This is a genomic window from Cryobacterium arcticum, assembly GCF_001679725.1.
Classification (GTDB): Bacteria; Actinomycetota; Actinomycetes; order Actinomycetales; family Microbacteriaceae; genus Cryobacterium; species Cryobacterium arcticum_A.
The window spans coordinates 19,635-43,212 of record NZ_CP016283.1 but is presented as its reverse complement, the minus strand read 5'-3'; the positions used below and the strand labels follow the sequence as shown (position 1 = coordinate 43,212).

Below are 23,578 nucleotides of genomic sequence, written 5' to 3'. Positions count from 1 at the left end.
CGTGCTCCAGTTTAGAAGTGGTTCTGGCTACAGGTGGTGAGGTCCGGCGGCCGTAGATAGGTGTTCTCATCGTGGTCTCACGATGGCCTGAATACGGTCGGTGGTATGACAAACTCAGCAATCGCGACCGACAATCTGTCGAAGTCGTACGGTTCCGAGGTAGCGCTTGATGCGCTGTCCTTGGAAGTCGGGATCGGCGAGGTATTCGGGCTGCTCGGCCACAACGGTGCCGGCAAGACAACCACCGTCAACGTCCTGACTACTCTGCTGGAGCCGACTCAGGGAAACGCGGAAGTGGCTGGTCACAGCGTGACCGCTGACGCCAAGGGTGTGCGGGCAGCGATTGGATACTTACCGGAGAGCGTCCAGTTCTACGACAATCTGACCCTGATGGAGAACCTAAGGTTTTTCGCCCAACTGTCGGGCCTGCGGCGTCCGGATCAGCGCATCCATGATGTGTTGCGCATCCTTGATTTCGAAGGACATGATCGGCAGCGGGTGGGGACGTTCAGTAAGGGCATGCGTCAGCGTGTCGGCATCGCCCAGGCGATACTCCACTCACCGTCGGTGCTGTTTCTCGACGAGCCGACGTCGGGGTTGGATCCAGAAGGGGTGCGTACCCTGCGCGAGACGATTGTGCGGTTGAACGCCGAGTTCGGCATGACGATCTTCATGAACACTCACCTTCTTTCTGAGGTGACTAAGACGTGCACAAGCATCGGAATCCTTCGAAATGGGAAGCTCGTGCACCAGGACACTCTGGCCAGAACCCTGGCGGACTTCCCGGGCGAGGAATCGCTGGAGGAGATCTACTTTCGGTTGGAGTCGGGGCACGTATCGTGAACACATTCCTGGTCAGCGCTGGACACGAGATGCTCAACACTCGCCGTGCCCGCACCGCACATCTGCTGCTCTTCGTATTCATTGGGATGATCATCGCGTCGTCCATCATCGGGTGGGTTACCAACCGAACTGTCACCGGCGTTTACGAAAAAGTCGTCGCGGACGGATTGACAACCGCGCCGAACCCGTTTGCCGGGGTGACTCCGCTGTACTACTTGCGTAACGCCGTCATTTACGTGGTGTTGATTGGTTCTCTGATGGCCATCGTTCTGGGAGTCCAGGCGACTTTGCGGGATCGCAAAGCGGCGACCACTGACCTGGTCCTTAGCCGGCCCGTGGGATCTGTTAGCCGACTTTTAGGACAGCTGGCCGGGCTTGGGGTGGTGCTCGCAGCGGCGATTGGGATCAGCTTTTTCGTCAGCTGGGTGATCATCAGCGTCATCAATGGAGCACCACTGGGCTCGGCTGATACCGGGCGTGTGATTATCTTTGCTCTGCTGTCTTGGGTTCTACTCACGACGTTTGCGTTATTGGGAATGCTCACCGGCCTCAGAAGCAAGCAGGAAACAACCGCGCTTCTGGTGCCGTTCGTGATCTGGAGCGCGGTCGCCTTCGTGCTCCCGCAGATCGGCACGGCGGCGCGACCGGTTTCGCTGCTCAACCCTGTCCCAGCTGTGAGTTCAACGGGTGGCTACTTCGACATTGTGTCCATGGTCACCGGTCCTGTATCGGTGACGGAGCAGTTCAAGTCCGCATCCAGCATCATCCTGCAGGACACTGCCGTGACCGGGAACGCTGCCTTCAGCATTCTCATCCTGGTAGGGGTCCTCGCGGTAATGACGGTCATCGTCGTGGCAACCCCGCGCAGCCGAATGAGGAGTGGTCTCAATGAGTAGCACATGGGTGATCGCGCAGAAAGAACTTCTCGACCTGCGCCGCGACCGACTCTTTGCGGTACTCATCGCCTTTCTTGCGGTGGCGACCCTGATCTCGGTGGGCGTGGCGGCGGCAAGCTTCCGCACCCAACTGGACGCCTACAACTTGTATGTGCAGCAGCTGGCTGCAAGCGGCAGCACGACCGTGCCGGCGGCCCCTCAACTCTTTCCGCTGCAGTTGCTGCGCGGCGGCGTCGAGTACCTGGAAATCCTCGGGGCACTGTTCGCCATTGTCCTGGGATACGGAACTGTGGCCAAGGAGAAGTACCGGGGCACCCTTCAGCTTCTATTGAGCCGGCCAGTAGGTCGTTTCGCGATTCCCGCAGGCAAGGTGCTGGGCCTTTCGGTTGTCTGGTTCGTTGTCGTCGCCCTGCTGACGGTGACGACCACGGTTGCCATCCTGGTGATCGGGAATGCGACGCTGCAGGGGATCGATATCGCACGCATCCTCATTGCCGCTGTGGTGGCCTGGCTGTATCTGCTGTTCTGGAGCGTGCTGGCGATCGGTATCACTGCACTGTCACACAGACTCAGCACCGGCCTCATCGTGGCCATTGTGGTGTGGCTCGTGTTCGTGCTGATCATTCCCCAGATCGGCGACACCATGGACCCCGACAACCAGGTCCCCGGTGGGTTGTTCGCCGCGCTTCAAATCCAAAAGCCCGACGAGTTGAAAGTACTCGCGAACTTCGCCGTTTTCGACGGCATCCGCAATGGGCTGGAGGTCTCATCGATAACGAAGCACTTCGAGCGACTCTCATTCGCTTTCCTGGGCATCAAGGACAAGTACAACCAGCAGCCCCTGGGACTGGTGTGGGCTGACATGTGGGGCTACGCCATCACACTCGCGGCGGCGACCGTCGCCTCCGTGACATTCGCCGTCGGGTTCACCACCCGACGCAATCTGCAAAGGAAAATCTCATGAAACGACAACTGCTCATTCCCGTTGCCCTGGTGGCGTCTCTATCAGTCCTCGGACTGGCCGGCTGCCAAGCAGCTACCTCTGCACCGACTCCGGCCAGCTCCCTGGCGGCCGGCTCAGGAACCTCAACGGCCACCGTGCTGCCTGTGAACTCGAACCCGATTGTCAATGCGAGCACCGCTCCGGGATTAACGATCCTGTCCGCGGCCGCGGAAGACAACGTGGATCCCGCAACCAAGGCGGCGATCGACGACCGACTTCAAGTGACCGTGCGTAACGACACGACCAGTGAGCTGTCATCTTTTGAGACCTATTACGTCATGACAGACGTGACGACTGGTCAAAGCGAGGCCTACTATCAGGCGTTGACTGGGTTCACTCTCGCTCCGGGTGCGACGAGTACGCTGTCGTTTGACGGAGAAAGCGGCCCTGGTCACTTCCCGGAAAACACCTTCAGCATCTACCGAAGTTCCAAGAATCAAGTGGACTTCACCATTGAAGTAAGCGCTGCCGGGGCTCAGGTGGCCAACGCCACAGCGACCAAGGGATCTGGAGCAGGAGATGCGGCAGATTAACCCGGCCGGCGAGGACCTTCCATGAAACTACTTGTGGTGGAGGACGACGTCCGGATCGCGGACGTCGTCCGACGCACGCTCCAAGAAGGTGGGTACGCCGTGGATGTCGTCCACACCGCCCCGGCGGGTGTGGAGGCGTTCGAAATTGAGACGTACGATCTCGTCGTCCTCGACCTGATGCTGCCCGGCCTTCCTCGTGGCGGGATGGACGTCTGCGCCCGCATTCGCGACCTCAACCAAGACATCCCGATACTCATGCTGACCGCACTGGATTCGACACGAAAAAGAGTGGAAGGACTGGATGCCGGAGCAGACGATTACCTTGTTAAACCCTTCCACCTGGTTGAGCTCTTAGCTCGTGTTCGGGCGCTGCTGCGGCGGGCGCCCCGGGCCCAAGCACCCATCTTGAGAGCTCAAGGAGTCGCGCTCGATCCCGCAACACGCACCGCTACCAGAAATGGGCGAACCATTGTGTTGACCGCCAAGGAGTTTGCCGTTCTGGAATATCTCATGCGTAACGCAGGTCACATCATCAGCTCGTCCGAACTGATCACGCACGCCTGGGATAGCAACTACGAAGGCTATAGCAACGTCGTGCAGACCTACATCCGCTACCTGAGACAGAAACTGACCTTGTCGGGTGAGGTCGAGATTATTCAAACTCGTCGCGGGGCCGGCTACGTGATCGTGGCAGACACATGATTTTCCGCCGCGCGCTGATCCGGTTGACCCTCACTTACACCCTCGTACAGCTGATCTTGTTCGGCGTTTTCGCTCTGGGCATCTACTCTTTTGTCACCGGAGCATTCGACTTTGATGCTGCCGAACTGGACGGCCAGTCATCACTCAACGCCGCCGAACAAGGCTTCGCCAACCTGCGCATGGGGCTCATCACCGGATACGCGATTCTCGTCATCCTCCTGCCTATTTCGAGCTACCTCATGGCCCGGGGTGCGCTAGCCCCTATCCGGCGCAGCTACGAGTTCCAACAAAGGTTCGTCGACGGAGCATCACATGAGTTTCGCAGCCCGCTGAGCGTTATCCAGGGTGAACTCGAACTTGCCCTCTCGCGATCACGAACACCGGCTCAGTATCAAGCAGCAATGACGACAGCGTTGGAAGCCGCCGAAGGCCTAACCAGGTTGACCAACGACCTGCTCCTGCTGACCCGAGAGAGCGCTGACGAACTTGAAGTAACCTTTGAGCCCGTCTCGCTCAACGAACTGGCTCACAATGTCGTCCAGAACCACAAGGCATCTGGGGCCAGAATCACTGTGATTGAAACGCGGCCTGTGCTTGTCAATGGATCAGCGGAACTGCTCACTCGCGCGCTGACTAATGTCGTCGACAATGCAGCCAAGTTCACCGACGAATCCGGAAGCATTCAGATCGTTGTCTCCGCCGGCGGCAGGTTCGCCCAGGTACTGGTCGAGGACGACGGCGTGGGTATGACCCCAACAGAATCCGCCCAGGCCTTCGATCGCTTTTGGCGCGCACAGGACGCCAGAAACACACCCGGCTTCGGACTAGGCCTCCCGTTAGTGAAACAGATTATTTCAGCGCACCATGGAAAGGTGAGTATCGCCTCCGAACCCCGGTCCGGAACAACCGTCACACTGACTGTGCCGGAGTGGCAGCCGTGACTGACCCCATGCCCCCGACGCTCCATGGCTAACCTGATGGTCAACTGCCCAAAGCGACTGCGGGACCACCAACTCGAGCAGCTGACAGGGCTATCGGCGCTCATCGACCTCGCCCAACCATGTTGCCGAGCTCTATCCCGGTTCGCGAACTTGATTTCAACGAGGTCACCGCGTCGCAATAGTTCGACGGTTGACGAACTCGAAAATGACGCTGCGGTGGGTGTAATGGCGGTGAACTGCGGTGTATCCCAACGCCGCAAGGGTCGCCTGGCCGTAGGTGTCAGGAGTGCCGGCGTTGGAGCGCTCAATCAGCCACAGGCGGTGCACTCCGTCGAACCGACCAAGCGTCGCCGCGTCTGACAGTGAGTATGCCAAGTCATGCCAGCTGGTGCCGTCCGTGTAGGGGACCCGGAGGGTGACGTCGTTGAGCCCGGTAAAAGCGGTGGGGTACAGGTGAAGCGCAAGCCTGGGCCTTCGAGATGGGCGCACCGACTCGTCGAAGGCGATTGCGTCTCCGGGTGCGGCGTGCGCGGCGATGATCGCGCTGGTCTGTGCGAAGTCGCTGTTGTTCTTCGCGGTCGGCTGCCGCTGCGCGAGCCAGGCCGGGGTCGCACACAGCACGATCACTAGTAGGCCTGCGGCCATGGCCCGCGGGCGACGGCGGGTCACCCACTCCAACCCGAGCGCCATCAGCAGGGCTGCGGCAGGGGCGCAGTACGAGAGGTACCTGGCCGTGTAGACGGGCACGAGCGATGACCCGCCGATGAGGAGTACGGCGGGAACCAGCAACCAGCTTGTTGCCAGAACAGTGAGTTGAGGCAAGCGGACCGTCGCCATCGGCGCCCGGTGACCGCGCAACCGGATGGTCGTACCCGCGACCAACGTCAACACCAGAAGGGTCCAGGCCACCACGGCGAAGAGCGGTTGGCCGAACCATAGCGACACCAGAAGCTTATGAGGGGTGACCTCGTTTCGATGCCCGAGGAACGCGACCTGGCCACGTTCGAGCACGGCCCAGACGAAGACCGGTAGGGCAGCGGCAACTGCTACCGTGACGGTTTTCACCCAGCCGATGAGACGGCGGCGAGGCACCCGGACGCTCCAAAGAATCAGTGCGTGCGCGATAACGATTAGCACGACATATATGAATACGTAGAGGCCGACTGTGAGGAGGACGCCGTAGGCGACCCACCAACGGCGAGCTGGCGTCTGCTGACCGATGAGGGACAAGAGGACCACTGTGAGCCAGGCGGCGATGGCGGCAGCGAAGGCCGAGGACCTCGTTTCTGAGCCCATGTAGGTGACCCGGGGAATTACCGCACAGATGACCCCGGCGGCGACCGCCACGCGCATGTTACCCAAGCGCCGCGCAATGATCATCACCGCGGCGACAGTGACGCCAACGGCGAGGGCGCTGGGCAGGCGCACCGAGAACGGGGAGGCGCCGAAAACGGCAATCCACGCGTGCAGCCCCAGGTAGTAGGCGCCGTGCACGGCATCGACGGTTCCGAGCATAGCGATCAAGCTTGGAAGGCTCCGGCTGGCGGACATGATGCTGGCCGCTTCATCGCCCCAGAGCGAAGGAATCCAGGAGCCGGCCAACGACACGAGCGTCGCGGCCAGGGCGACCACAGCCACTGTCGAAGGGAATACCGTACGGGCCCGCCGCTCGGTGGCGTCCGCGCTACTCGGTGAGATCGCCATAGTGCAACTACAGCGCTCCAATCCTCAGAAGTATCTAAGAATGTTTGCTGGTGCGAGCGAAATTACACCGGCAGGAGGGACTGTCTATCCTTAGCCGTTTCTTACAAAGGCCGGGCGAGAGTGGGATCACGAATTTAAATCGAACGGTGAGGGCCATGGACGTCACGATCATCATCCCCACTTTCAACGAGGCACCGAATATCGAAATCCTTGTTGACCGGATTGTCGCAGTGATGAACAGCGGGGGAGTGGAGGTTGTGTTTGTTGATGACTCGACCGATAACACCCCGGATATCATCCGTCAGGTGGCTGCTCGATCGACGATCCCGGTGCGCCTAATCCATCGGGACGATCCGGTCGGCGGGCTGTCCGGTGCAGTGCGCGAGGGTATCTCGTCAAGTACCGGCACCTGGTGCGTGGTGATGGATGGCGACCTGCAACACCCGCCCGAACTTATCCCTGTGCTGCTGGCTAGCGGTGCGGAGCAGCATGCCGACATCGTGGTCGCGTCCCGCCATCTTCACGGCGGATCGTCAACGGGTCTGGACAACCGGCTGCGCCGCTTCATATCCAACGGGAGCATCTTGCTTACCCGGGCAATGTTTCCCATCAAGCTCCGCAACGTCACCGATCCGATGACAGGGTTTTTCGCTTTACGGCGCGACTCCGTCGATCTCGCAGGCCTGCGCCCTCGCGGGTTCAAGATTCTCCTTGAGATCCTCGCCAGAGGCAGCCTGGTGATCGTCGAGGAACCTTTCGTCTTCGGCAAGCGTGTGGCTGGCTCCTCGAAGGCCGACCTCAGGCAGGGTCTGCGTTTCGTCACCCAGCTGGGCGCGCTGCGATTCGGTCGTCTGTCCGGGTTCGCCGCCGTGGGGGCGATCGGCGCGATCGCGAACGTGGCGATCATGGCCGGGCTTCAGGCCGTGGGAGTTTGGTACTTGACGGCTGCCTTGGCCGCTGCGCTCGTCACCATCGTGGGCAATTTTGTGCTTCTCGAGCATTTCGTGTTTCACGATTTGCGTGAGGGCGGCCGTTCCGGGTGGATTCGCTTCGCTCAGTCGTTCGTGTTCAACGGGAGCGAGACGGCCCTCCGAACGACCGCCCTCTGGTTGCTTGTCGAATCCCTACCGGTGTCGAGTTTGCTGGCGCAAGCACTGCTGCTGGCCGTGGGCTTTGTGGTCCGCTTTGTATATCACTCCCGCGTCGTCTACAGGCCCTCGCGCAGCACGTCACCTCACCCGTCGGTGTCGCTGATCGCGCTCGACGGCATGGCGCAGGAACGCTGAGCCGGGTTAGGGCGTCAGGGCACCCGTGGTGAGTGCGACGATGAGTCCCACCCCGAGGGCGATGCGGTAGATGACGAACGGTAGAAAGCTGCGGGTAGCCAGATACCGCATCAGGAGCGAGATTACAGCGAGGCCGACGACGAAGGCGATACCGGTTGCCAGCGCCGTCTGAGCGCCGGTAAAGACCTCGGGCGTGCACGCTCCACTGACATTGCCGCAGGAGGTGCGCACGGTTTTGTAGAGCTCGTACAGGCCGCTGCCGAAAACGGCGGGAATGGCGAGAAGGAACGAGTAGCGAGCAGCGGCGGTCCGTTCGTATCCCATCAATAGGCCCGCGGTGATCGTGCCGCCGGACCGCGAAACTCCCGGGATGAGTGCGAGGGCTTGGGCGCCGCCGAAGATGGCGGCGTCGCCCACGGTGAGGTCGGCGAGGCGGCGTCTCTTTGCTCCGATGGCGTCGGCGACACCGAGCACGACTCCGAAGACGATCAAAGTGACGGCGACGATCCAGAGGGAGCGGAAGGTGGACTCGATCAGCGTCTGCAACGCCACACCGAGGATCACGATGGGGACAGAGCCCAGGATGATGAACCAGCCCAGGCGTGCATCGGGATCTGAACGGGGTACCCGCTTTGTCAGGGAGAGAAACCACCGGCTGATGATGCGGGCGATGTCGCGCCAAAAGTAGAGCAGGACGGCCGCTTCGGTGCCGAGTTGGGTGATCGCGGTGAACGCGGCGCCTGGGTCCGCCCCCGTGCCCAGCAGTGAGCCCACGATGCGGATGTGCGCACTGCTGGAGACGGGGATGAATTCGGTGAGTCCTTGGACGATGCCCAAGATGATTGCGTTGACAGTGTCGATGATGTGCTCCGGTATCCGGCGGTAGGGCGTCGGTTTAGACGGTCGCTGTGAGCTGGACGTTGGCCCTACGCGATCGGACAGAGAGGACTGTCACCAGGATGAGGATGACGGCTAGGAACAGGGCACTCGTTCCTGTCGTGCCCAGTCCGAGGCCACCGTCGGCGGTGGGCTGGGAGAGGAGGTCGCCGGTGGACGCCCCGAGGGGGCGGGTGAGGATGTACGCGATCCAGAACGCCAGGACGGCGTTGATGCGGAAGACAAAGTACGCGACCGTCACGAGTGCAATCGCACCGGCGAAGACCAGCAGAGCGACGAAGAAACCTAGATTAAGGCTCTCGGCTACCAGGTCGCCGGCTGCGGTCCCGAGCGCGAAGGTGAAGAGCACGGCGAGCCAGTAGAACGTCTCCCGACGAGTGGTGAAGATCGAGTGGATGGAGAGGGTTTTCTCTGACAAGAACCACGCCGTGAAGGTCACGGCCAAGATCACGGCGAACACGGCTGTGGTGAGCCAGAGCGGCACACCGAGGCTGTCGGTGAGGTTGTCCGTGATCAAAGTGCCCACGACGCTGATAAGTACGACGGCGAGCCAGTAGACGGCGGGGATATAGCAGTGGAGCTTGAACTGGGCGACGAGGGCCGCGACGAGGAGCAGGGCCATGATGATCGAGGTGACGGTGAGTCCGAGACCCAGGTCGACGTTGAGGTAATCCGCAGCGGTTTCGCCGACCGTGGTAGCAAGGACCTTGATTATCCAGAAGACGAGGGTGACCTCTGGCACTTTGTTGAGCATTTGGCGGGTGGATGACAGGGTGCTGGAATGCGCTGAGTTCATGGGAGACGCTCCTTCTGAATGGGACTATCAGTGCCCAGCGAAACGGCCCGGGTCTAAGACTTCTCACAGAAGGGCCGCTTTTGCCGAAGTTTTTTCAGGACAGCTGAAACGGTCCGCTGGGCAATGGTTCGGACGCCCCGGTTCAGCTGGGGGCTGCCGCATTTCTTGGCCGTTTCTTAGAAACGGGTTGTGAGAGTGAAGGGATGATTCACTCGATGCTGCCGCTCTCCGGTTTCCTTGACCCTCAAGTGCTCATCTCGGGTGCGGGTGCCTGGGGGCTCGTCGCTATTTGCGCCATCGTGTTTGCCGAGACCGGGCTCCTCATCGGATTCTTCCTCCCGGGGGACACCCTCCTCTTCTTCGCCGGGGTGCTCACCCTCAGCGGCGTCATCAGCCAGCCACTGTGGGTGGTCATTCCTGCGATTGTGCTCGCCGCCGCCCTCGGTGATCAGCTCGGCTACTCCATCGGTCACCGAACCGGCCCACCAATTTTTGAGCGCCGAGAATCTGGGCTATTCAGCCGAAATAGCGTCCGGCGTACGCAAGCGTTCTTTGATCGTTTCGGACCGGCTGCCGTCATGGTCGCCCGGTTCGTCCCCGTAGTTCGCACCTTCGCCCCGGTTGCTGCAGGGGTCGGCAAGATGCGCCGGGGGCTTTTCACACTGTTCAACGTTGTAGGCGCGACGGTATGGGCGACGGGCGTGGTCTTGCTGGGATACGCTCTGGCGCACATTCCCGGGGTATCCGAATTCGCTGCCCGCTACATCGACGTTGTGCTGATTGGGATCGTGGTGATTTCGGTTGTCCCCGTGCTGATTCGCACTGTGATAACTCGTCGCCGACAGGTGGCGTAGGTTCTACCCGCATTGTTCAATCAGCGGCTACGCAGTGCGCGATGACTGCTTTGCTCGGGGCACTGTGAAGCGGATGGCGGTGCCCTCGTCGGAACTGGCCAGTACGGTAACGCTTCCGCCATAGCGCACAGCGATTTCCCGCACCAGCGAGAGCCCGATACCGAAACCGGTTCGGGCGTCCCCGCCGCCGTCTACGGCGTGCCCGGAATGCGCAAAACGATCAAAGACTCGAGCCGGATCGATGCCTTGAATGCCAGGGCCACTGTCGCGGACTGTGACCGAGACTGTCTTCTTCGTCCCCGCCAGGTCCACCCGGACAATTGAGTGTGTAGGTGCGAAGCGCAGCGCGTTATCCAGCAAGGCCACCACACACCTGACGATGCTGGCCGCTGGCACGTGCACGGACGCGGGGCCGGCGGCATCGAACTTCACACTGACCTGTTTCTCAACGGCGATTAGTGACATCGACCGCACGGCAGTGGCGACGGCCGCGTTCACGTCGACGACTTCGGCGTCGTGGGCTGCGGAACTGCCAACTTCCGCGGACTCGAGAAGATCATTCACGATGTTGATCAACTCTTTCGCATCGCTCCGCAGCTCGGCTACAGCGGGAACCGACGGGTCATCGGCCGGTAGCGATCGTTGCAGGATCTGCAATCGGGCATCCAGCACGGCCAACGGAGTGCGCAATTCGTGACTGGCGTCGGCGACGAACGCGCGCTGAATACGCAACGCCTCGCCCAGCGGCTGGACTGCCCGCCGGGTGACCAACCAACTCATCACCCCAGCGAGTACGATCAAGGCCACGCCCAGCACGGCAGCTGCGCGTAGTAGCTCAACGGCGCTGAGCCGTAAATTGTCGGGGTCAGGCACGGGTTCAAAGAGTTCAGCAGCTGGGATCTCCGAAAGGATGTACAAGAACACGGCGAGGATGACCACCGCAACTACGGCTGCGCAGGTGAGGGCGATCCGGGTGCCGACGAGCCGTGAGGCGCGTCGGATCGCGAGGGTGTCGCTGTCGAGGATGGGGCGGTGTGTCACGGTTGTCCCAGACGGTAGCCCTGTCCGCGCACGGTCAGGACAATGTCAATTTCGGTTTTGCGTCGAAGGTAGTGCACGTACGTGTCCACCGTGCCAGCGGTGTCGTCGGTGTTGAAGACTGCGCTCAGGATTTGCTGGCGGCTAAAAGTGCGGTGAGGCGCTTCGGCGAGCAGCTTGAGCAGGTCGTTCTCTTTGACGGTGAGAAGGATTCGGCCGTCGTACGGGGAGTAGATTGTGCGGCTGTCCGGGTAGTACGCCCACCCGCCCACGACCAGGGTGCGACCCTCTCCCGTGAACACCCTGCGGATAGCACGCAACCGGGCGAAGAGCTCGTCGAACTCGAACGGCTTGACTAGGTAATCGTTCGCGCCGGCGTCAAGTCCGTCGACCTTGTCTCTGGTGGTACCCAAGGCTGTGAGCAACAGGATCGGGGTGGTCACGAGCTTGCGTCGAAGAGCGTCCACAACGCTCAGGCCATCCAAGGACGGCAGTCGCCGGTCAATGACCATGACCTCGAAATCACCAATCGCCCCGACGGCAAGTCCCTCCGCGCCATCGGCAATCAACGTGACCTCATAAGTTTCGGTCAGCACCTGCTTGATCAGTGGGCCCAACTTTGCGTCGTCCTCGATCAAGAGCAGCCGGGCACGGTCCTTGCCTTCAGCGGTCATCTGAAGCTCCTCGAACGACGGGCTGCGCCGGGACGGCGTCTAGCCCAGTGTGTCATCAACAGCAGCCACACGACATTGATCAAAGTGACTGCGGCGACCGAGTAGACGATCGAAGCGGCAACATCGGTTGGATAGTGCACGCCCAGATAGACACGCGAACCTGCAGTGGCGAGGACCACGACAATGGCCGTGGCGATGAGCGGCGCGCGCCACCGCCGGCCGCGGATAGTGAGAATCATGCCCAGCAGAAGACAGGCGGCGAAACTGGTATGTCCGCTGGGGAAACTCAGGCCGCCGGGCTCGAGAACCAGGATATGAGGCAGTGACACGATATCGGGGCGGGGCCTGCCGACTAGTGCTTTAACCGCCTCATTGCCCATCCAGGGGAGTGTCACGATCACGAGAAACTGGAGGGCTGAAAGGGCTCTCCGTTCGACCAAGAAGACCACGCCGCAGCCGAGCACCACGAGCGCGGGAGCAACAGCGGGGCCGAACAACCAATTGATACCCATTGCGACGCTGTCGAGCTGCGGGGTATGAGCGAGATTTACCCGACGAAGAAAATTCATCTCAGCGGCCGTCCACCCACCTTGCGCGGCTAGTACCAGCCCGGCACCCACCACCACGAGGAGCACGGCCGTGGCAAGGAGAGCCACCCGCACGAGCATGCTGCTCCGGTGAGTTTCGCTGATCATCCCCCCAGCGTGCCCTCCGCTGTCACAGAGATTACTAAGAAATGGCTCCAACGAGGCCAAGGCCACCCTTCCACCCACTGGCGGGACAGCCAGGAGTGCTTTGCGCCCGGGCACGACTGGAGGGAAGCATTGTCAGCGGCATGTTCGCTCTCACGGTCATCTCATGCACCCCGACCTAACCTCGCAATAAGAACTCGCAAATAGCGTGTTCTAACCAGACGAAAGGCGTTCCAACCATGGAGAAGAAAACCAAAATCGTCGGTGGCAGTGTTGCGATCATCGCTCTCGCTCTCGCTGGCGGGCTAAGCCTGACCGGCGCCGCGCTCGCTACACCGAGCGCACCGACATCGACCCACTCAGTCGTGAGCGACGGCGACGGCGAAACCGCTGACGACGCAGGTACCGAAGTGGAAGACGGCACCAACGACGGCGAAACCGCCGACGAGACGGGAACCGAATCAACCACCGAAGACACCAGCGACGACATCAACGGAGTCGCAGTGGAAGACGGCACCCAGGACTGAAAACACAAAACTGCGCGAGGTCATTCTGACCTCGCGCAGTTTGGCGCCCGGTCTTGCCAGCCCACCGGGTCGACCGCGCACTCCCACTCGGGACGCGTGCAGACCGCGGACTTCTGTTCCACATATGGGAGCCCGGGGTGTAGCTGTTGTTCCCGCGCAGGCTGTGAGCCCGGCCCTGGGCTGGCATAGGTAAGGCGACCTATCCACCCGAGAGACTCGATGTGGGCGCTCCGAGCAACCAAAAAAGGTTGCGACGGTGTGGTGCTGCTGAACATCTCAGGTGAGGCACCAATGATCGCTCGTCGCCCTGGCATCGACAAGGGCCGACCATGTCGCCTGGCGTCTCCTTAGCTGCCAGGTATCTTCGTGACGGGGCCACTGACCCGCAGAACCGGATCGTGTGTAATAATCTGCGTATGAATGCAGATGCGAATGGTTCCGCAGTGGACCCCGACAGTGAATACGTCGAACTAGCCGTAGAGGTGTTCGCGATGCTCGCCGATGCCACGCGCCTTCGGATTATCCTGGCCCTTCGCGAGCAGGAGCTCGCAGTCAACCAGCTCGCGGAAAGAGTCAATAAGTCCCAGGCTGCAGTGTCGCAGCATCTCGCAAAGTTGCGCCTGGCCCACATCGTCACCACCCGCCGCGACGGCACCCGGGTGTTCTACCGACTCACGAACGAGCACGCCCGCCAACTGGTTGCCGACGCCATCTTCCAGGCGCAACACGCTCTCGACGGAATACCCGCCCACCACCGAGCGCCACAGAGCGCCGCGACCGAGTTGGAGCGGAACTCGCGTGCGTGAGGTGCTGCGGAATCCGGCTTACCGCAAACTGTTCAGTGCTCAGGTCGTTGCGCTGGTCGGCACGGGCCTGCTCACTATCGCTTTGGGTCTGTTAGCGTTCGACCTGGCCGGCGGAGACGCCGGAGTTGTCTTGGGTGTCGCACTAACGATCAAGATGCTCGCCTACGTCGGTGTGGCCCCGGTCGTGTCTGCATTGACCAGCCGCGTGCCGCGGAAGGTCCTGCTGGTGTCTTCGGACGTTCTCCGCGCCGGGGTCGCGCTCTCGCTGCCATTCGTCACGGAGGCGTGGCAGATCTACGTGCTGATCTTCGTCCTGCAAGCCGCGTCCGCTACCTTCACCCCAGCGTTCCAAGCCCTGATCCCGGAAGTCCTGCCCAAGGAGAGCGAATACACACGCGCTCTATCCCTGTCGCGCCTGGCGTACGATCTGGAATCGTTGCTCAGCCCAATACTCGCCGCCGCCCTACTCACCGTAATCAGCTACCACTCACTATTCATGGGGACCGCATTGGGCTTCGTGGGCTCCGCGGTGCTCGTACTTTCGACCCAGCTTCCGCAACTGAAATCGTCCCCAGTCACCCCATTCTTGGAGCGTCTGACCCGGGGCGTACGAGTGTTTTGGGGTAGTCGGCCGTTGCGCGCGTTGCTGGCGATGAACTTGGTTGTCGCCGCGGCGACGGCCATGGTGATCGTCAACACCGTCATCCTCGTGCAGAACACACTGGGCCGCAGTCAAGTCGACTTCGCCCTGACACTCGCTTGCTACGGCTTGGGGTCCATGCTTGTGGCTCTATTGCTGCCGCCGGTCTTGGACCGCTACCCCGACCGCCGGGTGATGCTGACCGGGTGTGCGATCCTGCCGGTCGCGCTGGTCCTCGTCGCAATCCTGGCGTCAACGCCGGATTCGCCGGTGTCCTGGCTGGGTGTGCTGGCTCTCTGGTTTGTTCTGGGCGCTGCGACTTCGCTAATCCTCACCCCATCGTCCCGGTTGTTGCGACGCTACTCTGATACAGGCAACCGGCCCGCCGTGTTCGCGGCACAATTCTCGCTTTCCCATGCCTGCTTCATTCTCACTTACCCGCTGGCCGGGCTCCTGGGCGCGACGCTGGGCCTAGCCCCGACGGCACTGATACTGGCGGCCATCGCAGTGGGTGCCGGAGCAGTCGCGATGCGGCAGTGGAAATCTGCGGAGCCCGTTCAGGGCGCCAAGACGCAGCCCGCACCGTCCACGACGGGGCGCTGACACCCGCTCACGACCAGCGCGATGCAGGTTATAGGGATCGATAACTGAGTCTGCTACTATCTGCGTATGGATGCAGACAAGCAGATTTGTGGACGGTTGCCCGAGAGCGACTTCGTGGAGCTCGCAGTGGAGATCTTCACGATGCTGGCAGATGCCACGAGGGTGCGCCTGATTCTGGCGCTCAACGATGCCCGCGAGTTGTCGGTGAACAGCCTTGCCGAGATTGTCGATAAGACTCCGGCGTCGGTGTCTCAGCATCTTGCCAAGATGCGTCTGGCCCGAATTGTTTCCACCCGCCAGGAAGGGACCAAGGTGTTCTACCGCCTCGAGAACGAGCACGCCTCCCAGCTGGTTCGCGATGCGATCTTCCAAGCTGAGCACAGCCTGGGGGGCACCCCCCGCCACCACCACCTCGATCTCGCCACCACAGGCTCGGAGACCGCCAGCGCATGACGAGCACCATCGCCTCAGCGCCCATCCGAACCGGTGGCCGCGTCCTCGCCAAGCCGCCGTCGATTTTCCGCACCGGTGCACGCCTGCCGGAAGTGCGCTGGGCGGGACTGTCGCTACTACTCTTCCTGGTCGCGTGGCCACTGCAGCTTGCGGGCGCTCCGGCACCGGTCTGGTGGACGATTTTCCTGGGTTGTTATCTCGCGGGCGGCTGGGAGCCGGCCTGGGCAGGCATCACCGCGCTGCGAAACAAAGTACTCGATGTCGACTTACTGATGATCGTCGCGGCGATCGCCGCGGCATCAATTGGGCAAGTCTTCGACGGGGCGCTGCTCATCGTCATCTTCGCGACCAGCGGTGCCATAGAAGCCCTCGTCACCCAGCGAACTGCTGACTCGGTGACCAGCCTCCTCTCCCTCGCCCCCGAACAAGCGACCCGGCTCACCCGGACTGCCACGGGCGACGCGCTGAAGATCGTCGATACCGCGGAGCTCGGCGTGGGGGACCTCATCCTTGTCCGTCCGGGCGAGCGTATCGGTGGTGACGGCGTCGTCGTCGATGGGATCAGTGAAGTCGACCAAGCAGCGATGACTGGCGAATCTGTGCCCGTGCGCCGGGGACCGGGGCAGGACGTCCTTTCCGGGACTGTCAACGGCACGGGAGCGATGACGGTGCGGATCACCAGTCCGGCGAGTGAGTCTGTCGTCGCCCGGATGGTGTCCCTCGTCGCGGAAGCCTCGGAGACCAAGTCGACGCGAGCACTGTTCGTCGAGAAGGTGGAACAGCGGTACTCGCTCGGCGTCGTGATCGCCACCCTCATCGTCTTCGCCCTTCCCCTGGTGCTCGGGGAGGACTTCCGAGATTCTCTTCTGCGGGCGATCACGTTCATGATCGTTGCCTCGCCCTGCGCCGTTGTACTTTCCACGATGCCGCCGCTGCTTGCGGCTATTGCCAACGCCGCCCGCCACGGCATTCTTATCAAGTCCGCCACGGTCATGGAGGCCATGGGGCGAACACAGCTGGTTGCTTTCGACAAGACCGGAACCCTGACCGAAGGAGCACCGGTCGTCACCGGCGTCACCCCCGCCTTGGGGAGCGATTCGACTACAGTGCTTGATCTCGCGGCTGCGGTCGAGCAGCACAGTGAGCACCCGCTCGGCCGCGCTATCGGTCGCGCTGCCGGGGCGGATGTGACTCCCGCAGCGAACTTCCGTGCCCTCCCTGGACACGGTGTCGAGGGAATCGTCGCCGGTCAGCTGGTGCGCGTGATCCAGGCGGGTGACGAGCACGCGGACATCATCGGCACGGTCGTCGAGGTATTCGTCGACGGACACCTTGCCGGGACAATCACCCTGGAAGACGCACTCCGCGCCGACGCAGCGGCGGCCGTGGCTCACACCACCGCGATCACCGCCCATCCGGTGCACCTGCTCACCGGCGACAACGGGCGCACCGCCGCGGATATCGCCCAGCGGACAGGCATAACCGAAGTGCACTCGCGCCTGCTTCCGGAGGACAAAGCGGCAACCGTCCGCCGGCTCGAAAGCGACGGTATCCCGGTGCTCCTGGTCGGCGACGGGGTTAACGACGCGCCAGCTCTCGCGTCGGCGACCATCGGTGTTGCCATGGGACGCCACGGCTCCGACCTCGCCCTCGAAACAGCCGACGCTGTCGTCATCCGAGACGACCTCTCCACCATTCCCGGAGCTATCGAACTCTCCCGCAGGGCACACCGGTTTATCGTGGCCAACCTCGTCATCGCGGGTGCTTTCATTGCGGTCCTTGTGACCTGGGACCTCATCTCTACCCTGCCTTTGCCCCTGGCGGTTGCCGGCCACGAAGGCTCCACGGTCATCGTCGGCCTCAACGGACTACGGCTTCTCCGCGCAAAAGCGTGGCCTGACTCACTCAGGCCGCGGGCTAAGGAGTCCTCTCCCACCGCAGCGATCAAGCAGCGCTGACCATTTCCTTCCGCACCTCGACCTCGACGGCTGCCTCATTGCCCAGCCGTCCTCCGGCTAGCGGAAGGCAGCCGTTGGTGTGGTGCTCGACGACCTCGAGAGCGCGGTCGTCGAGCACATCGCCAGGTCTAACCACTGACGTCTTAACGGCCATTTAACGCGAGATCGGCCGGTACTCGTCGAAGCAGAGAAGGCTTTTTGCTCGCGCACGCCGCCATCACTGCAATGGAACGAAGCCGTATCCGTCAGTGCCCCATGCCGCCCCCATCGGTGCCGTTCATTTTCAGGTCCAGTTCTACGGTCGGCGCGATTCCCGCGGCCTGGGTTGAATAGGTGATCCCGTTCGGCATTGACCCGACGGGGATACTGGCAACGACTTTCAACGTTTTCAGGTCGAGCACCGAGACCGTGTCGTCGAAGGTGTTGGTGATGTAGGCGTGTCGACTCGTCGGGTCGATGGTGACACCATGCGCGCCGGCGCCGGTCTCGACGGTGCGGACAAAATCAAATGTGTCGGTGTCGATGACGGAAACAGTTGTGCCGGGATACTCTTCTGTGCCTTGGTTGGCGACCAGAAGGTATTGACCATCGGGGCTGACGAACGTTTGGATTGGACCTACGCCCACGGGAAGTGTGGAAACGCGTTTACGGGTATTGGTGTCGATCTTAGCTACAGCGTTGTCGCCGTTTAGTGATGCGTAAACGAACTTTCCATCGGGCGAGAATGCTACCTGTGCGGGCAATTTGCCCACCTCGATCTCGTCAATTTGGGTGTTGGTAGCGGTGTCGATGACACTGAGCGTGGTTCCCTTGTTATTCGCCACGTAAATGCTGGTGCCGTCTGGGCTTGACCTCAGCCCGTGAGGCCCGGCGCCTACCGGGATCGTGGCGATCGTCGTCATTGTGGCGATGTCGAAGGCTGACACGGTGTCGTCGGCGTTGTTGGTTGTGTATGTGCGGGTCTCGTCGGGGGTCACGATGACGTGGGCCGGCATAGAACCTGTAGGCACTGCACCACGTACCTCATTGGATTTTGAATCGATTTCTACAGCCATCGCTGTTGTCCCGCTCACCGCCCAGATGGAGCGACCATCTTGCGTGGCTTGCACGTTGTGAGGGCTGTCGATGCCGGTGAGGGTCGTAGCCACGGTGTTGGTCGCAGCGTCGATGGCGGTGAGGCTGGCGCTGTCTTCGTTCGCGACCCAAATGGTGCCGGCGACCATGTTGTTGTGAGTGGCCGCTAGCGCGTCAGAATTTCCGGAGGTGCTTGCAACGACTACCGTCGTGGCGACAACGGCCGCGACGCCGGCTGTGACTGCAGCAGTTAAGAGAGTGCGTTTCTTCATGAGTACTTTCATTTGGTATTTCCTGTCGCCGGTTTCAGGCGTGGGATCCTGCACGCGCGGCCAAATTTCCGCCGGCAATGGCCGCAGCGGAGCCGAAGAGGAGTAATTTCTCGTGCCGCCCATTGCGGCGCCGTACCCCTGAGCGCGCTTAGCGCACCTTGCCCATCACGGAACTCAGTTCTTCGTAGGTAGTGGTGTCGATCTCACCTCGGGCCAGCCGGCGCTTCAGGATGTCTGCTGGAGAGTCGGTCCTAAATTCTTGTGCCGCTGCCGACGTAGTTGCGTGCCTGGGCTGAGTGACCATTCCCACGATCATCCAGACAATGGCGACGATCAATGTCACCCAAAGCAGACCCATCAGGATCCAACTAGCCCCGCCCATTCCGCCCGCATAATTTCCCATCATGGTGTTTCCTTTCGTCTGCGCCAGTGGCGCTCATACGTCGAGTCTTCTGCGCTCGGATATTGAACTGTCGAAGGAACTGTGAAGTTTCCATGTGGTTATTTCGATACTTGATCGTTCCTTTACTGGGGCTTGATCGTTTTCGAGGAGCGGGCGGAGGAAATTAGAACGATGAGCACTCCACCAGTCAGCCTTGACGATGTCTCAGTCGTCGGCCCAGGGCCCGCCACCGCGCCTGCCGCACGCCGACCCCGCACTGTACGGACAGTAATCACCGGGAGTTTGGGAGGGATCGCCGGCCTGGCCCCGCACGTCCTTCATCACATCGGCCCTCTCGTCGGTTCGGCCCTCGTGGCCGGTAGCGGCGGAACTGTCCTCTTCGGTGTTCTCGGCTTCGTAGCGTCGGTGCCGATGCTCATTTCGCTACGCCGCAAGTTCGCGAACTGGTGGGCTCCTGGCATTGCCCTGGCACTGTTCGTCGTGATGTTTTTAGTTTCGTCCTATGTCGTTGGCCCACTGATAAGCGGGCCAACTCCGCAACCCTCTTCGGGATCATCGCAAGTGGATCACGAAGCGCATCATCCCTGAGCCTGGCGCTTGGTAGACCCACGCTCACAGTTCTAGAACGTCACCCCGGACGATGTGTAGCCAGTGTGCGGGGACTCGGATTTTCCCCAGGGGCACCCACCGTCCCGCACTTGACCCATCAGCACCGACAGAAAAGAAGCAATCAAGCATGCAATTGAATAGCGCAAGAAATGCTGGCCGTCAGGCGATCGTAGAAGCGGCTCGGGGGCAAATCAAGAAGGACGAGCGGCGCCGGAAGATCTTGGTTTTCGGGTCAGGTGCCGTCCTCGTTGCCGCCGTATTAGCGACGGTCGGAGTCGTTGTCTTCGGGAGCCCGCAGGCAGAGTCAGATGACAACTCTGCGGCGGGCTCGACAATCGAGGGAGTGGAGAGCTTTTCAGGGCTCAGCCGCGAGCACGTGCTCAGCACGGTCGCCTTCCCGGAGTTGCCACCGGTAGGTGGGGACCATTCCGAGGATCTCACTAACTGTGGGGTATACACGCAGCCGGTGGACACGTGGCGTGCCGTCCATTCCCTTGAGCACGGTGCCGTGTGGGTGACGTACCGAAGTGACCTGCCCGCATCTGAGCTTGAGGTCCTCGCCTCCAACGCAGCAGCGAACTCGTATGAGATCTTGAGCCCGTATCCCGACCTGCCGGCACCGATCATCGCGACAGCATGGGGTAAGCAACTCCAGATCAAAAGCGCCAGCGACCCGCGACTGGGCGAATTCCTCTCCACCTACCTGCAGGGCCCACAAACCCCCGAACCTGGCGCTCCCTGCTCTGGAGGGATCCAAGGCTGAGAGCTCCCTCCGAGATGAGGAGCATTCTTTATCGTTTCTTCGTCAAACCTGCACCGGAAGGCGCGGGTAGAGGGACCACAGTCAGGACAAGACATTCCGGTAGGAGGAAGTAATGGTCATGAGTGCGTGGCCGATTCTCGCCGGAATTTGTGTGGTGTTCGTCATCCTCGGGGTGTGGGCGATCGCTCAGATCTTCCCCGTGAATAGCCGAGGGAGTGACACACCACCGAAAGACGCAGTCCACCAATCCGAACCCCAGAAAAGAGAAGGTCCATGAACGGGCACAACCACGGCGGCAAGTCTCATCTCATCGGCATGATCGTGATCGGTGTCGTCATCCTGGGCGGGCTGCTTGTGGCCGGAAGATCGATCGGTGAGGCGCTTCCCCTCGCAGCGGTTTTGGCGTGCCCCGTGATGATGATCGGGATGATGTTCATGATGATGCGCAGCAAGAACAAGAACACCGACACCCCGCAGGAATCCCACGTCCACGGTGACACCGGCTCTAAAGAAGCCGCAAATACTACGACCCAGGCCTGATGCTCCCGGGCGTCTCACCGTCGGTCGCCTGGCCAGCACTTTAGAAGTGATGGCCGGGACACACCGGCCGCTTTGCCGTAATCCGCAGTGCCCGTCCAACGGCACGGTAGTAGCCCGTGCAGCCCTTGAAGGAGCAATACATGGAGCAGGTCCTGCTCTCCACCACGATTCTCGCCTCGTTCTTAGGCGGTATCGTCGCCCTGTTGGCCCCGTGTTGTGTGTCGGTGATGTTGCCGGCGTTTTTCGCGTCCAGCTTCCGCCGTCGTGGTCAGATCCTGGGCATGACATTGGTTTTCGCTGCAGGTGTCGGCACGATCATCCTGCCCATTGCGTTGGGGGCCGCGATCGTGAGCCGAGCCCTGGCGCAGTACCACTTCTGGATCTTCAGCGTCGTGGGAATCGCCATGGTCGTTGTGGGCGTCGCCACGCTGGTGGGGTGGAAGTTGATGCTCCCGATGCCATCAGGGAAAAGTTCCGGGTCAGGCATCGGTTCCGTATACGGCCTGGGCGTGTTCTCTGGCGCGGCCAGTGCCTGTTGTGCACCAGTCCTGGCCGGAGTCGCCGCCATGTCTGGGGCAGCGTCGTCCATCTCTACCGCTGCGCTGGTGGGAATTGCTTACGTCTTCGGCATGGTCGCCCCGCTCTGCGTCCTTGCGCTGGTGTGGGATCGGAAGGACTGGAGCAACAGCCGGCTGCTCACGGCGCGCACTGTCGCCCTGTGGCCCGGCGGACGTCGGCTGCCGCTGTCGAGCTTGTTGTCCGGTGGCTTGATGCTCGGGATGGGTATCGTCACCATGATCATCGCGGTTCGCGGCATCGGCATGGCGCCCGACGGCTGGCAGGTGCGAGTCACCGCCTGGCTCAACCACGCAGCTGTGGTTATTCAGCAGTCCATCGGCTTCATCCCCGGCTGGCTCTCGGCCCTCGTGGTCTTCGCTGCCCTGGCCACCTTGGTGTGGAAGGCGCTGCGAGCCCGACGCCAACAGGCCGGTCACACCGCTTCGGCGACAGAGCCAGATACGTCAGAGCAGGTTACGGCCGGTGCGACCACTCCGGCCTGTCACGACAATGCAAAGGAATCACAGTAATGGCATCACGCAAAAAGAAGTCGGCTGCAGCGATGCGGCCGCTGAGGAAGAACACCAACCGCCTTGCCGTGTTGATCGGTGCCGGCGTGGTCGTGGCTATTTTCGGTGCCTTTTTCCTCGTTCTCGCCCAGCAGCCCTCCGCGCCCGCCCAGACGGCCCAGTCCGCTCCTATGGGCAGGAGCGCCGATGCGGCCGACTACGCAGTGGGATCTCCGGGGGTGGGAGAGATGGCCCCTGGATTCGCGATGGAGTCCACCACGGGGGACACCGTGGATCTGAGCGACTACTCGGGCAAATCGGTGCTCTTGTACTTCCATGAGGGACTGGGCTGCCAGCCATGCTGGGACCAGATGCGTGACCTGGACGCCGCATCCGACCAGCTCACTGCCGCCGGAGTCGACGATGTGCTCACGATCACCAGCGGACCGGTAGAGCTGATCGCGCAGAAAATGGACGACGACAAACTCGCCTCCGTCGCCCTGGCGGACACGAAGATGGACGTCATCAAGGAGTACGGGGCGAACGACTACGGCATGATGGGCGACTCCCGCGCCGGACACAGCTTCATCCTCGTCGGGCCCGACGGCACGATTCAGTGGCGCGCCGACTACGGCGGCGCACCGGATTACACAATGTACGTGTCTATAACCGACCTGCTCGCCGACATGAAGGCTGCCGGGGTGAGCGGATCATGATGATCACCGTCCTGACCCAGGAATCATGCCCGTCCTGCGTGAACGCCAAGAACACCCTGGCGCAGCTCAGCGACGAGTACCCCCTGGACGTTGTGGAGGTTCCGTTGGCATCAGCCGAGGGGCGCGAGCTTGCGAACCGGGTCGGCATCGTTTTCGCCCCGGGCATCTTGATCGACGGCGAGCTGTTCAGCTATGGCCGCCTGTCCGAAAAGAAACTGCGGCGGCATCTTTCCTCGCTGGAGTGGCCCGCCACAACCGTGCCCACGAGAAAGTACTGACGGAGCGAAC

The 23,578-nt window shown here is 61.7% G+C and carries 26 protein-coding genes; 18 read left to right on the top strand and 8 right to left on the bottom strand.

The genetic code is table 11. The features are described from left to right. Positions 1-105 precede the first annotated feature (105 nt). The 6 genes from PA27867_RS19435 to PA27867_RS19410 are packed head-to-tail and all read left to right on the top strand — an operon-like array spanning position 106 to position 4,918. The gene (locus tag PA27867_RS19435; RefSeq protein ID WP_066600464.1) at positions 106-843 is read left to right on the top strand and encodes an ABC transporter ATP-binding protein; all 738 of its coding nucleotides are present in this window, start codon (positions 106-108) and stop codon (positions 841-843) included. Then, positions 840-1,739 carry an ABC transporter permease gene (locus PA27867_RS19430; protein WP_066600462.1) on the top strand — a complete coding sequence of 300 codons (900 nt, stop codon included), beginning with the start codon at positions 840-842 and terminating at the stop codon, positions 1,737-1,739. The genes PA27867_RS19435 and PA27867_RS19430 overlap by 4 nt, the downstream gene beginning before the upstream one ends. Further along, positions 1,732-2,703, top strand: coding sequence for an ABC transporter permease (locus PA27867_RS19425; protein WP_066600460.1), 972 nt, complete (start codon positions 1,732-1,734; stop codon positions 2,701-2,703). Before PA27867_RS19430 ends, PA27867_RS19425 begins: the two co-directional genes overlap by 8 nt. Continuing rightward, positions 2,700-3,275, top strand: a complete 576-nt coding sequence (locus tag PA27867_RS19420; RefSeq protein ID WP_066600457.1) for a hypothetical protein — start codon at positions 2,700-2,702, stop codon at positions 3,273-3,275. Before PA27867_RS19425 ends, PA27867_RS19420 begins: the two co-directional genes overlap by 4 nt. A 21-nt stretch (positions 3,276-3,296) precedes the next feature. Next, the gene (locus PA27867_RS19415; RefSeq protein ID WP_066600453.1) at positions 3,297-3,977 is read left to right on the top strand and encodes a response regulator transcription factor; all 681 of its coding nucleotides are present in this window, start codon (positions 3,297-3,299) and stop codon (positions 3,975-3,977) included. Beyond that, positions 3,974-4,918, top strand: a complete 945-nt coding sequence (locus PA27867_RS19410) for a sensor histidine kinase (RefSeq protein ID WP_066600449.1) — start codon at positions 3,974-3,976, stop codon at positions 4,916-4,918. The genes PA27867_RS19415 and PA27867_RS19410 overlap by 4 nt, the downstream gene beginning before the upstream one ends. A gap of 165 nt (positions 4,919-5,083) precedes the next feature. Here PA27867_RS19410 and PA27867_RS19405 read toward each other — a convergent pair whose 3' ends face one another. After that, the gene (locus PA27867_RS19405) at positions 5,084-6,550 is read right to left on the bottom strand and encodes a glycosyltransferase family 39 protein (RefSeq protein ID WP_167550887.1); all 1,467 of its coding nucleotides are present in this window, start codon (positions 6,548-6,550) and stop codon (positions 5,084-5,086) included. A 227-nt stretch (positions 6,551-6,777) separates the two neighbouring features. On the opposite strand from PA27867_RS19405, the gene PA27867_RS19400 reads away from it, so the two are divergent. Further along, positions 6,778-7,908 (top strand): glycosyltransferase, encoded by a 1,131-nt coding sequence (locus tag PA27867_RS19400; protein ID WP_066600656.1) that lies wholly within the window; start codon positions 6,778-6,780, stop codon positions 7,906-7,908. Between the two features lie 6 nt (positions 7,909-7,914). Here the strand turns inward: PA27867_RS19400 and PA27867_RS19395 are convergent, their stop codons facing one another. Then, a complete protein-coding gene (locus PA27867_RS19395; protein WP_066600444.1) occupies positions 7,915-8,769 on the bottom strand; it encodes an undecaprenyl-diphosphate phosphatase in 855 nt (284 codons plus the stop codon). 34 nt (positions 8,770-8,803) lie between these two features. Next, on the bottom strand, positions 8,804-9,601 hold the full coding sequence (locus PA27867_RS19390) for a hypothetical protein (protein ID WP_066600442.1): 798 nt from the start codon (positions 9,599-9,601) through the stop codon (positions 8,804-8,806). A gap of 203 nt (positions 9,602-9,804) precedes the next feature. Between PA27867_RS19390 and PA27867_RS19385 the strand changes: the two genes are divergently transcribed. Continuing rightward, positions 9,805-10,455 (top strand): DedA family protein, encoded by a 651-nt coding sequence (locus PA27867_RS19385; RefSeq protein ID WP_066600440.1) that lies wholly within the window; start codon positions 9,805-9,807, stop codon positions 10,453-10,455. A gap of 27 nt (positions 10,456-10,482) precedes the next feature. Here PA27867_RS19385 and PA27867_RS19380 read toward each other — a convergent pair whose 3' ends face one another. The 3 genes from PA27867_RS19380 to PA27867_RS19370 are packed head-to-tail and all read right to left on the bottom strand — an operon-like array spanning position 10,483 to position 12,862. Next, a complete protein-coding gene (locus PA27867_RS19380) occupies positions 10,483-11,496 on the bottom strand; it encodes a sensor histidine kinase (RefSeq protein ID WP_066600439.1) in 1,014 nt (337 codons plus the stop codon). Further along, positions 11,493-12,167, bottom strand: coding sequence for a response regulator transcription factor (locus tag PA27867_RS19375; RefSeq protein WP_066600437.1), 675 nt, complete (start codon positions 12,165-12,167; stop codon positions 11,493-11,495). The genes PA27867_RS19380 and PA27867_RS19375 overlap by 4 nt, the downstream gene beginning before the upstream one ends. Next, entirely contained in the window at positions 12,164-12,862 is a 699-nt protein-coding gene (locus tag PA27867_RS19370) for a phosphatase PAP2 family protein (protein WP_066600435.1), read from the bottom strand. The genes PA27867_RS19375 and PA27867_RS19370 overlap by 4 nt, the downstream gene beginning before the upstream one ends. Before the next feature lie 236 nt (positions 12,863-13,098). Here PA27867_RS19370 and PA27867_RS19365 point away from each other — a divergent pair, with 236 nt between their 5' ends. The 5 genes from PA27867_RS19365 to PA27867_RS19345 all read left to right on the top strand — a co-directional run bounded on the left by PA27867_RS19365 (position 13,099) and on the right by PA27867_RS19345 (position 17,846). Beyond that, positions 13,099-13,386: a hypothetical protein gene (locus PA27867_RS19365; protein ID WP_066600432.1), complete on the top strand. Its 288-nt coding sequence runs from the start codon at positions 13,099-13,101 to the stop codon at positions 13,384-13,386. Between the two features lie 416 nt (positions 13,387-13,802). Beyond that, positions 13,803-14,192, top strand: a complete 390-nt coding sequence (locus tag PA27867_RS19360) for an ArsR/SmtB family transcription factor (RefSeq protein ID WP_066600431.1) — start codon at positions 13,803-13,805, stop codon at positions 14,190-14,192. Continuing rightward, positions 14,185-15,435: an MFS transporter gene (locus PA27867_RS19355; RefSeq protein WP_066600430.1), complete on the top strand. Its 1,251-nt coding sequence runs from the start codon at positions 14,185-14,187 to the stop codon at positions 15,433-15,435. The genes PA27867_RS19360 and PA27867_RS19355 overlap by 8 nt, the downstream gene beginning before the upstream one ends. Before the next feature lie 66 nt (positions 15,436-15,501). Further along, positions 15,502-15,888, top strand: a complete 387-nt coding sequence (locus PA27867_RS19350) for an ArsR/SmtB family transcription factor (protein WP_157109387.1) — start codon at positions 15,502-15,504, stop codon at positions 15,886-15,888. Continuing rightward, positions 15,885-17,846, top strand: a complete 1,962-nt coding sequence (locus tag PA27867_RS19345; protein ID WP_066600424.1) for a heavy metal translocating P-type ATPase — start codon at positions 15,885-15,887, stop codon at positions 17,844-17,846. The genes PA27867_RS19350 and PA27867_RS19345 overlap by 4 nt, the downstream gene beginning before the upstream one ends. Positions 17,847-18,091: 245 nt before the next feature. Here PA27867_RS19345 and PA27867_RS19340 read toward each other — a convergent pair whose 3' ends face one another. After that, positions 18,092-19,315, bottom strand: coding sequence for a beta-propeller fold lactonase family protein (locus tag PA27867_RS19340; protein ID WP_236900944.1), 1,224 nt, complete (start codon positions 19,313-19,315; stop codon positions 18,092-18,094). A 25-nt stretch (positions 19,316-19,340) separates the two neighbouring features. Beyond that, positions 19,341-19,598 (bottom strand): SHOCT domain-containing protein, encoded by a 258-nt coding sequence (locus PA27867_RS19335; RefSeq protein ID WP_157109386.1) that lies wholly within the window; start codon positions 19,596-19,598, stop codon positions 19,341-19,343. Between the two features lie 733 nt (positions 19,599-20,331). Here PA27867_RS19335 and PA27867_RS19330 point away from each other — a divergent pair. The 5 genes from PA27867_RS19330 (at position 20,332) to PA27867_RS19310 (ending at position 23,568) form a co-directional block, all read left to right on the top strand. Beyond that, entirely contained in the window at positions 20,332-20,967 is a 636-nt protein-coding gene (locus PA27867_RS19330) for a DUF3105 domain-containing protein (RefSeq protein ID WP_167550886.1), read from the top strand. A 273-nt stretch (positions 20,968-21,240) separates the two neighbouring features. Then, positions 21,241-21,507 carry a hypothetical protein gene (locus tag PA27867_RS19325; protein ID WP_066600419.1) on the top strand — a complete coding sequence of 89 codons (267 nt, stop codon included), beginning with the start codon at positions 21,241-21,243 and terminating at the stop codon, positions 21,505-21,507. A gap of 140 nt (positions 21,508-21,647) precedes the next feature. Next, complete coding sequence (locus PA27867_RS19320) at positions 21,648-22,595, top strand: cytochrome c biogenesis CcdA family protein (RefSeq protein ID WP_066600418.1); 948 nt, start codon at positions 21,648-21,650, stop codon at positions 22,593-22,595. Beyond that, on the top strand, positions 22,595-23,290 hold the full coding sequence (locus PA27867_RS19315; protein WP_084021477.1) for a peroxiredoxin family protein: 696 nt from the start codon (positions 22,595-22,597) through the stop codon (positions 23,288-23,290). Before PA27867_RS19320 ends, PA27867_RS19315 begins: the two co-directional genes overlap by 1 nt. Beyond that, positions 23,287-23,568, top strand: coding sequence for a glutaredoxin family protein (locus PA27867_RS19310; RefSeq protein WP_066600413.1), 282 nt, complete (start codon positions 23,287-23,289; stop codon positions 23,566-23,568). Before PA27867_RS19315 ends, PA27867_RS19310 begins: the two co-directional genes overlap by 4 nt. Positions 23,569-23,578 lie beyond the last annotated feature (10 nt).

Bases quoted from the DNA above. Each gene is read 5' to 3' on its own strand.
- PA27867_RS19435 (WP_066600464.1), top strand. From the start codon at position 106: ATGACAAACTCAGCAATCGCGACCGACAATCTGTCGAAGTCGTACGGT.
- PA27867_RS19425 (WP_066600460.1), top strand. From the start codon at position 1,732: ATGAGTAGCACATGGGTGATCGCGCAGAAAGAACTTCTCGACCTGCGC.
- PA27867_RS19420 (WP_066600457.1), top strand. From the start codon at position 2,700: ATGAAACGACAACTGCTCATTCCCGTTGCCCTGGTGGCGTCTCTATCA.
- PA27867_RS19415 (WP_066600453.1), top strand. From the start codon at position 3,297: ATGAAACTACTTGTGGTGGAGGACGACGTCCGGATCGCGGACGTCGTC.
- PA27867_RS19410 (WP_066600449.1), top strand. From the start codon at position 3,974: ATGATTTTCCGCCGCGCGCTGATCCGGTTGACCCTCACTTACACCCTC.
- PA27867_RS19400 (WP_066600656.1), top strand. From the start codon at position 6,778: ATGGACGTCACGATCATCATCCCCACTTTCAACGAGGCACCGAATATC.
- PA27867_RS19390 (WP_066600442.1), bottom strand. From the start codon at position 9,601: ATGAACTCAGCGCATTCCAGCACCCTGTCATCCACCCGCCAAATGCTC.
- PA27867_RS19385 (WP_066600440.1), top strand. From the start codon at position 9,805: ATGATTCACTCGATGCTGCCGCTCTCCGGTTTCCTTGACCCTCAAGTG.
- PA27867_RS19375 (WP_066600437.1), bottom strand. From the start codon at position 12,167: ATGACCGCTGAAGGCAAGGACCGTGCCCGGCTGCTCTTGATCGAGGAC.
- PA27867_RS19370 (WP_066600435.1), bottom strand. From the start codon at position 12,862: ATGATCAGCGAAACTCACCGGAGCAGCATGCTCGTGCGGGTGGCTCTC.
- PA27867_RS19365 (WP_066600432.1), top strand. From the start codon at position 13,099: ATGGAGAAGAAAACCAAAATCGTCGGTGGCAGTGTTGCGATCATCGCT.
- PA27867_RS19360 (WP_066600431.1), top strand. From the start codon at position 13,803: ATGAATGCAGATGCGAATGGTTCCGCAGTGGACCCCGACAGTGAATAC.
- PA27867_RS19350 (WP_157109387.1), top strand. From the start codon at position 15,502: ATGGATGCAGACAAGCAGATTTGTGGACGGTTGCCCGAGAGCGACTTC.
- PA27867_RS19345 (WP_066600424.1), top strand. From the start codon at position 15,885: ATGACGAGCACCATCGCCTCAGCGCCCATCCGAACCGGTGGCCGCGTC.
- PA27867_RS19340 (WP_236900944.1), bottom strand. From the start codon at position 19,315: ATGGGCGGCACGAGAAATTACTCCTCTTCGGCTCCGCTGCGGCCATTG.
- PA27867_RS19335 (WP_157109386.1), bottom strand. From the start codon at position 19,598: ATGATGGGAAATTATGCGGGCGGAATGGGCGGGGCTAGTTGGATCCTG.
- PA27867_RS19330 (WP_167550886.1), top strand. From the start codon at position 20,332: ATGCAATTGAATAGCGCAAGAAATGCTGGCCGTCAGGCGATCGTAGAA.
- PA27867_RS19325 (WP_066600419.1), top strand. From the start codon at position 21,241: ATGAACGGGCACAACCACGGCGGCAAGTCTCATCTCATCGGCATGATC.
- PA27867_RS19320 (WP_066600418.1), top strand. From the start codon at position 21,648: ATGGAGCAGGTCCTGCTCTCCACCACGATTCTCGCCTCGTTCTTAGGC.
- PA27867_RS19315 (WP_084021477.1), top strand. From the start codon at position 22,595: ATGGCATCACGCAAAAAGAAGTCGGCTGCAGCGATGCGGCCGCTGAGG.
- PA27867_RS19310 (WP_066600413.1), top strand. From the start codon at position 23,287: ATGATGATCACCGTCCTGACCCAGGAATCATGCCCGTCCTGCGTGAAC.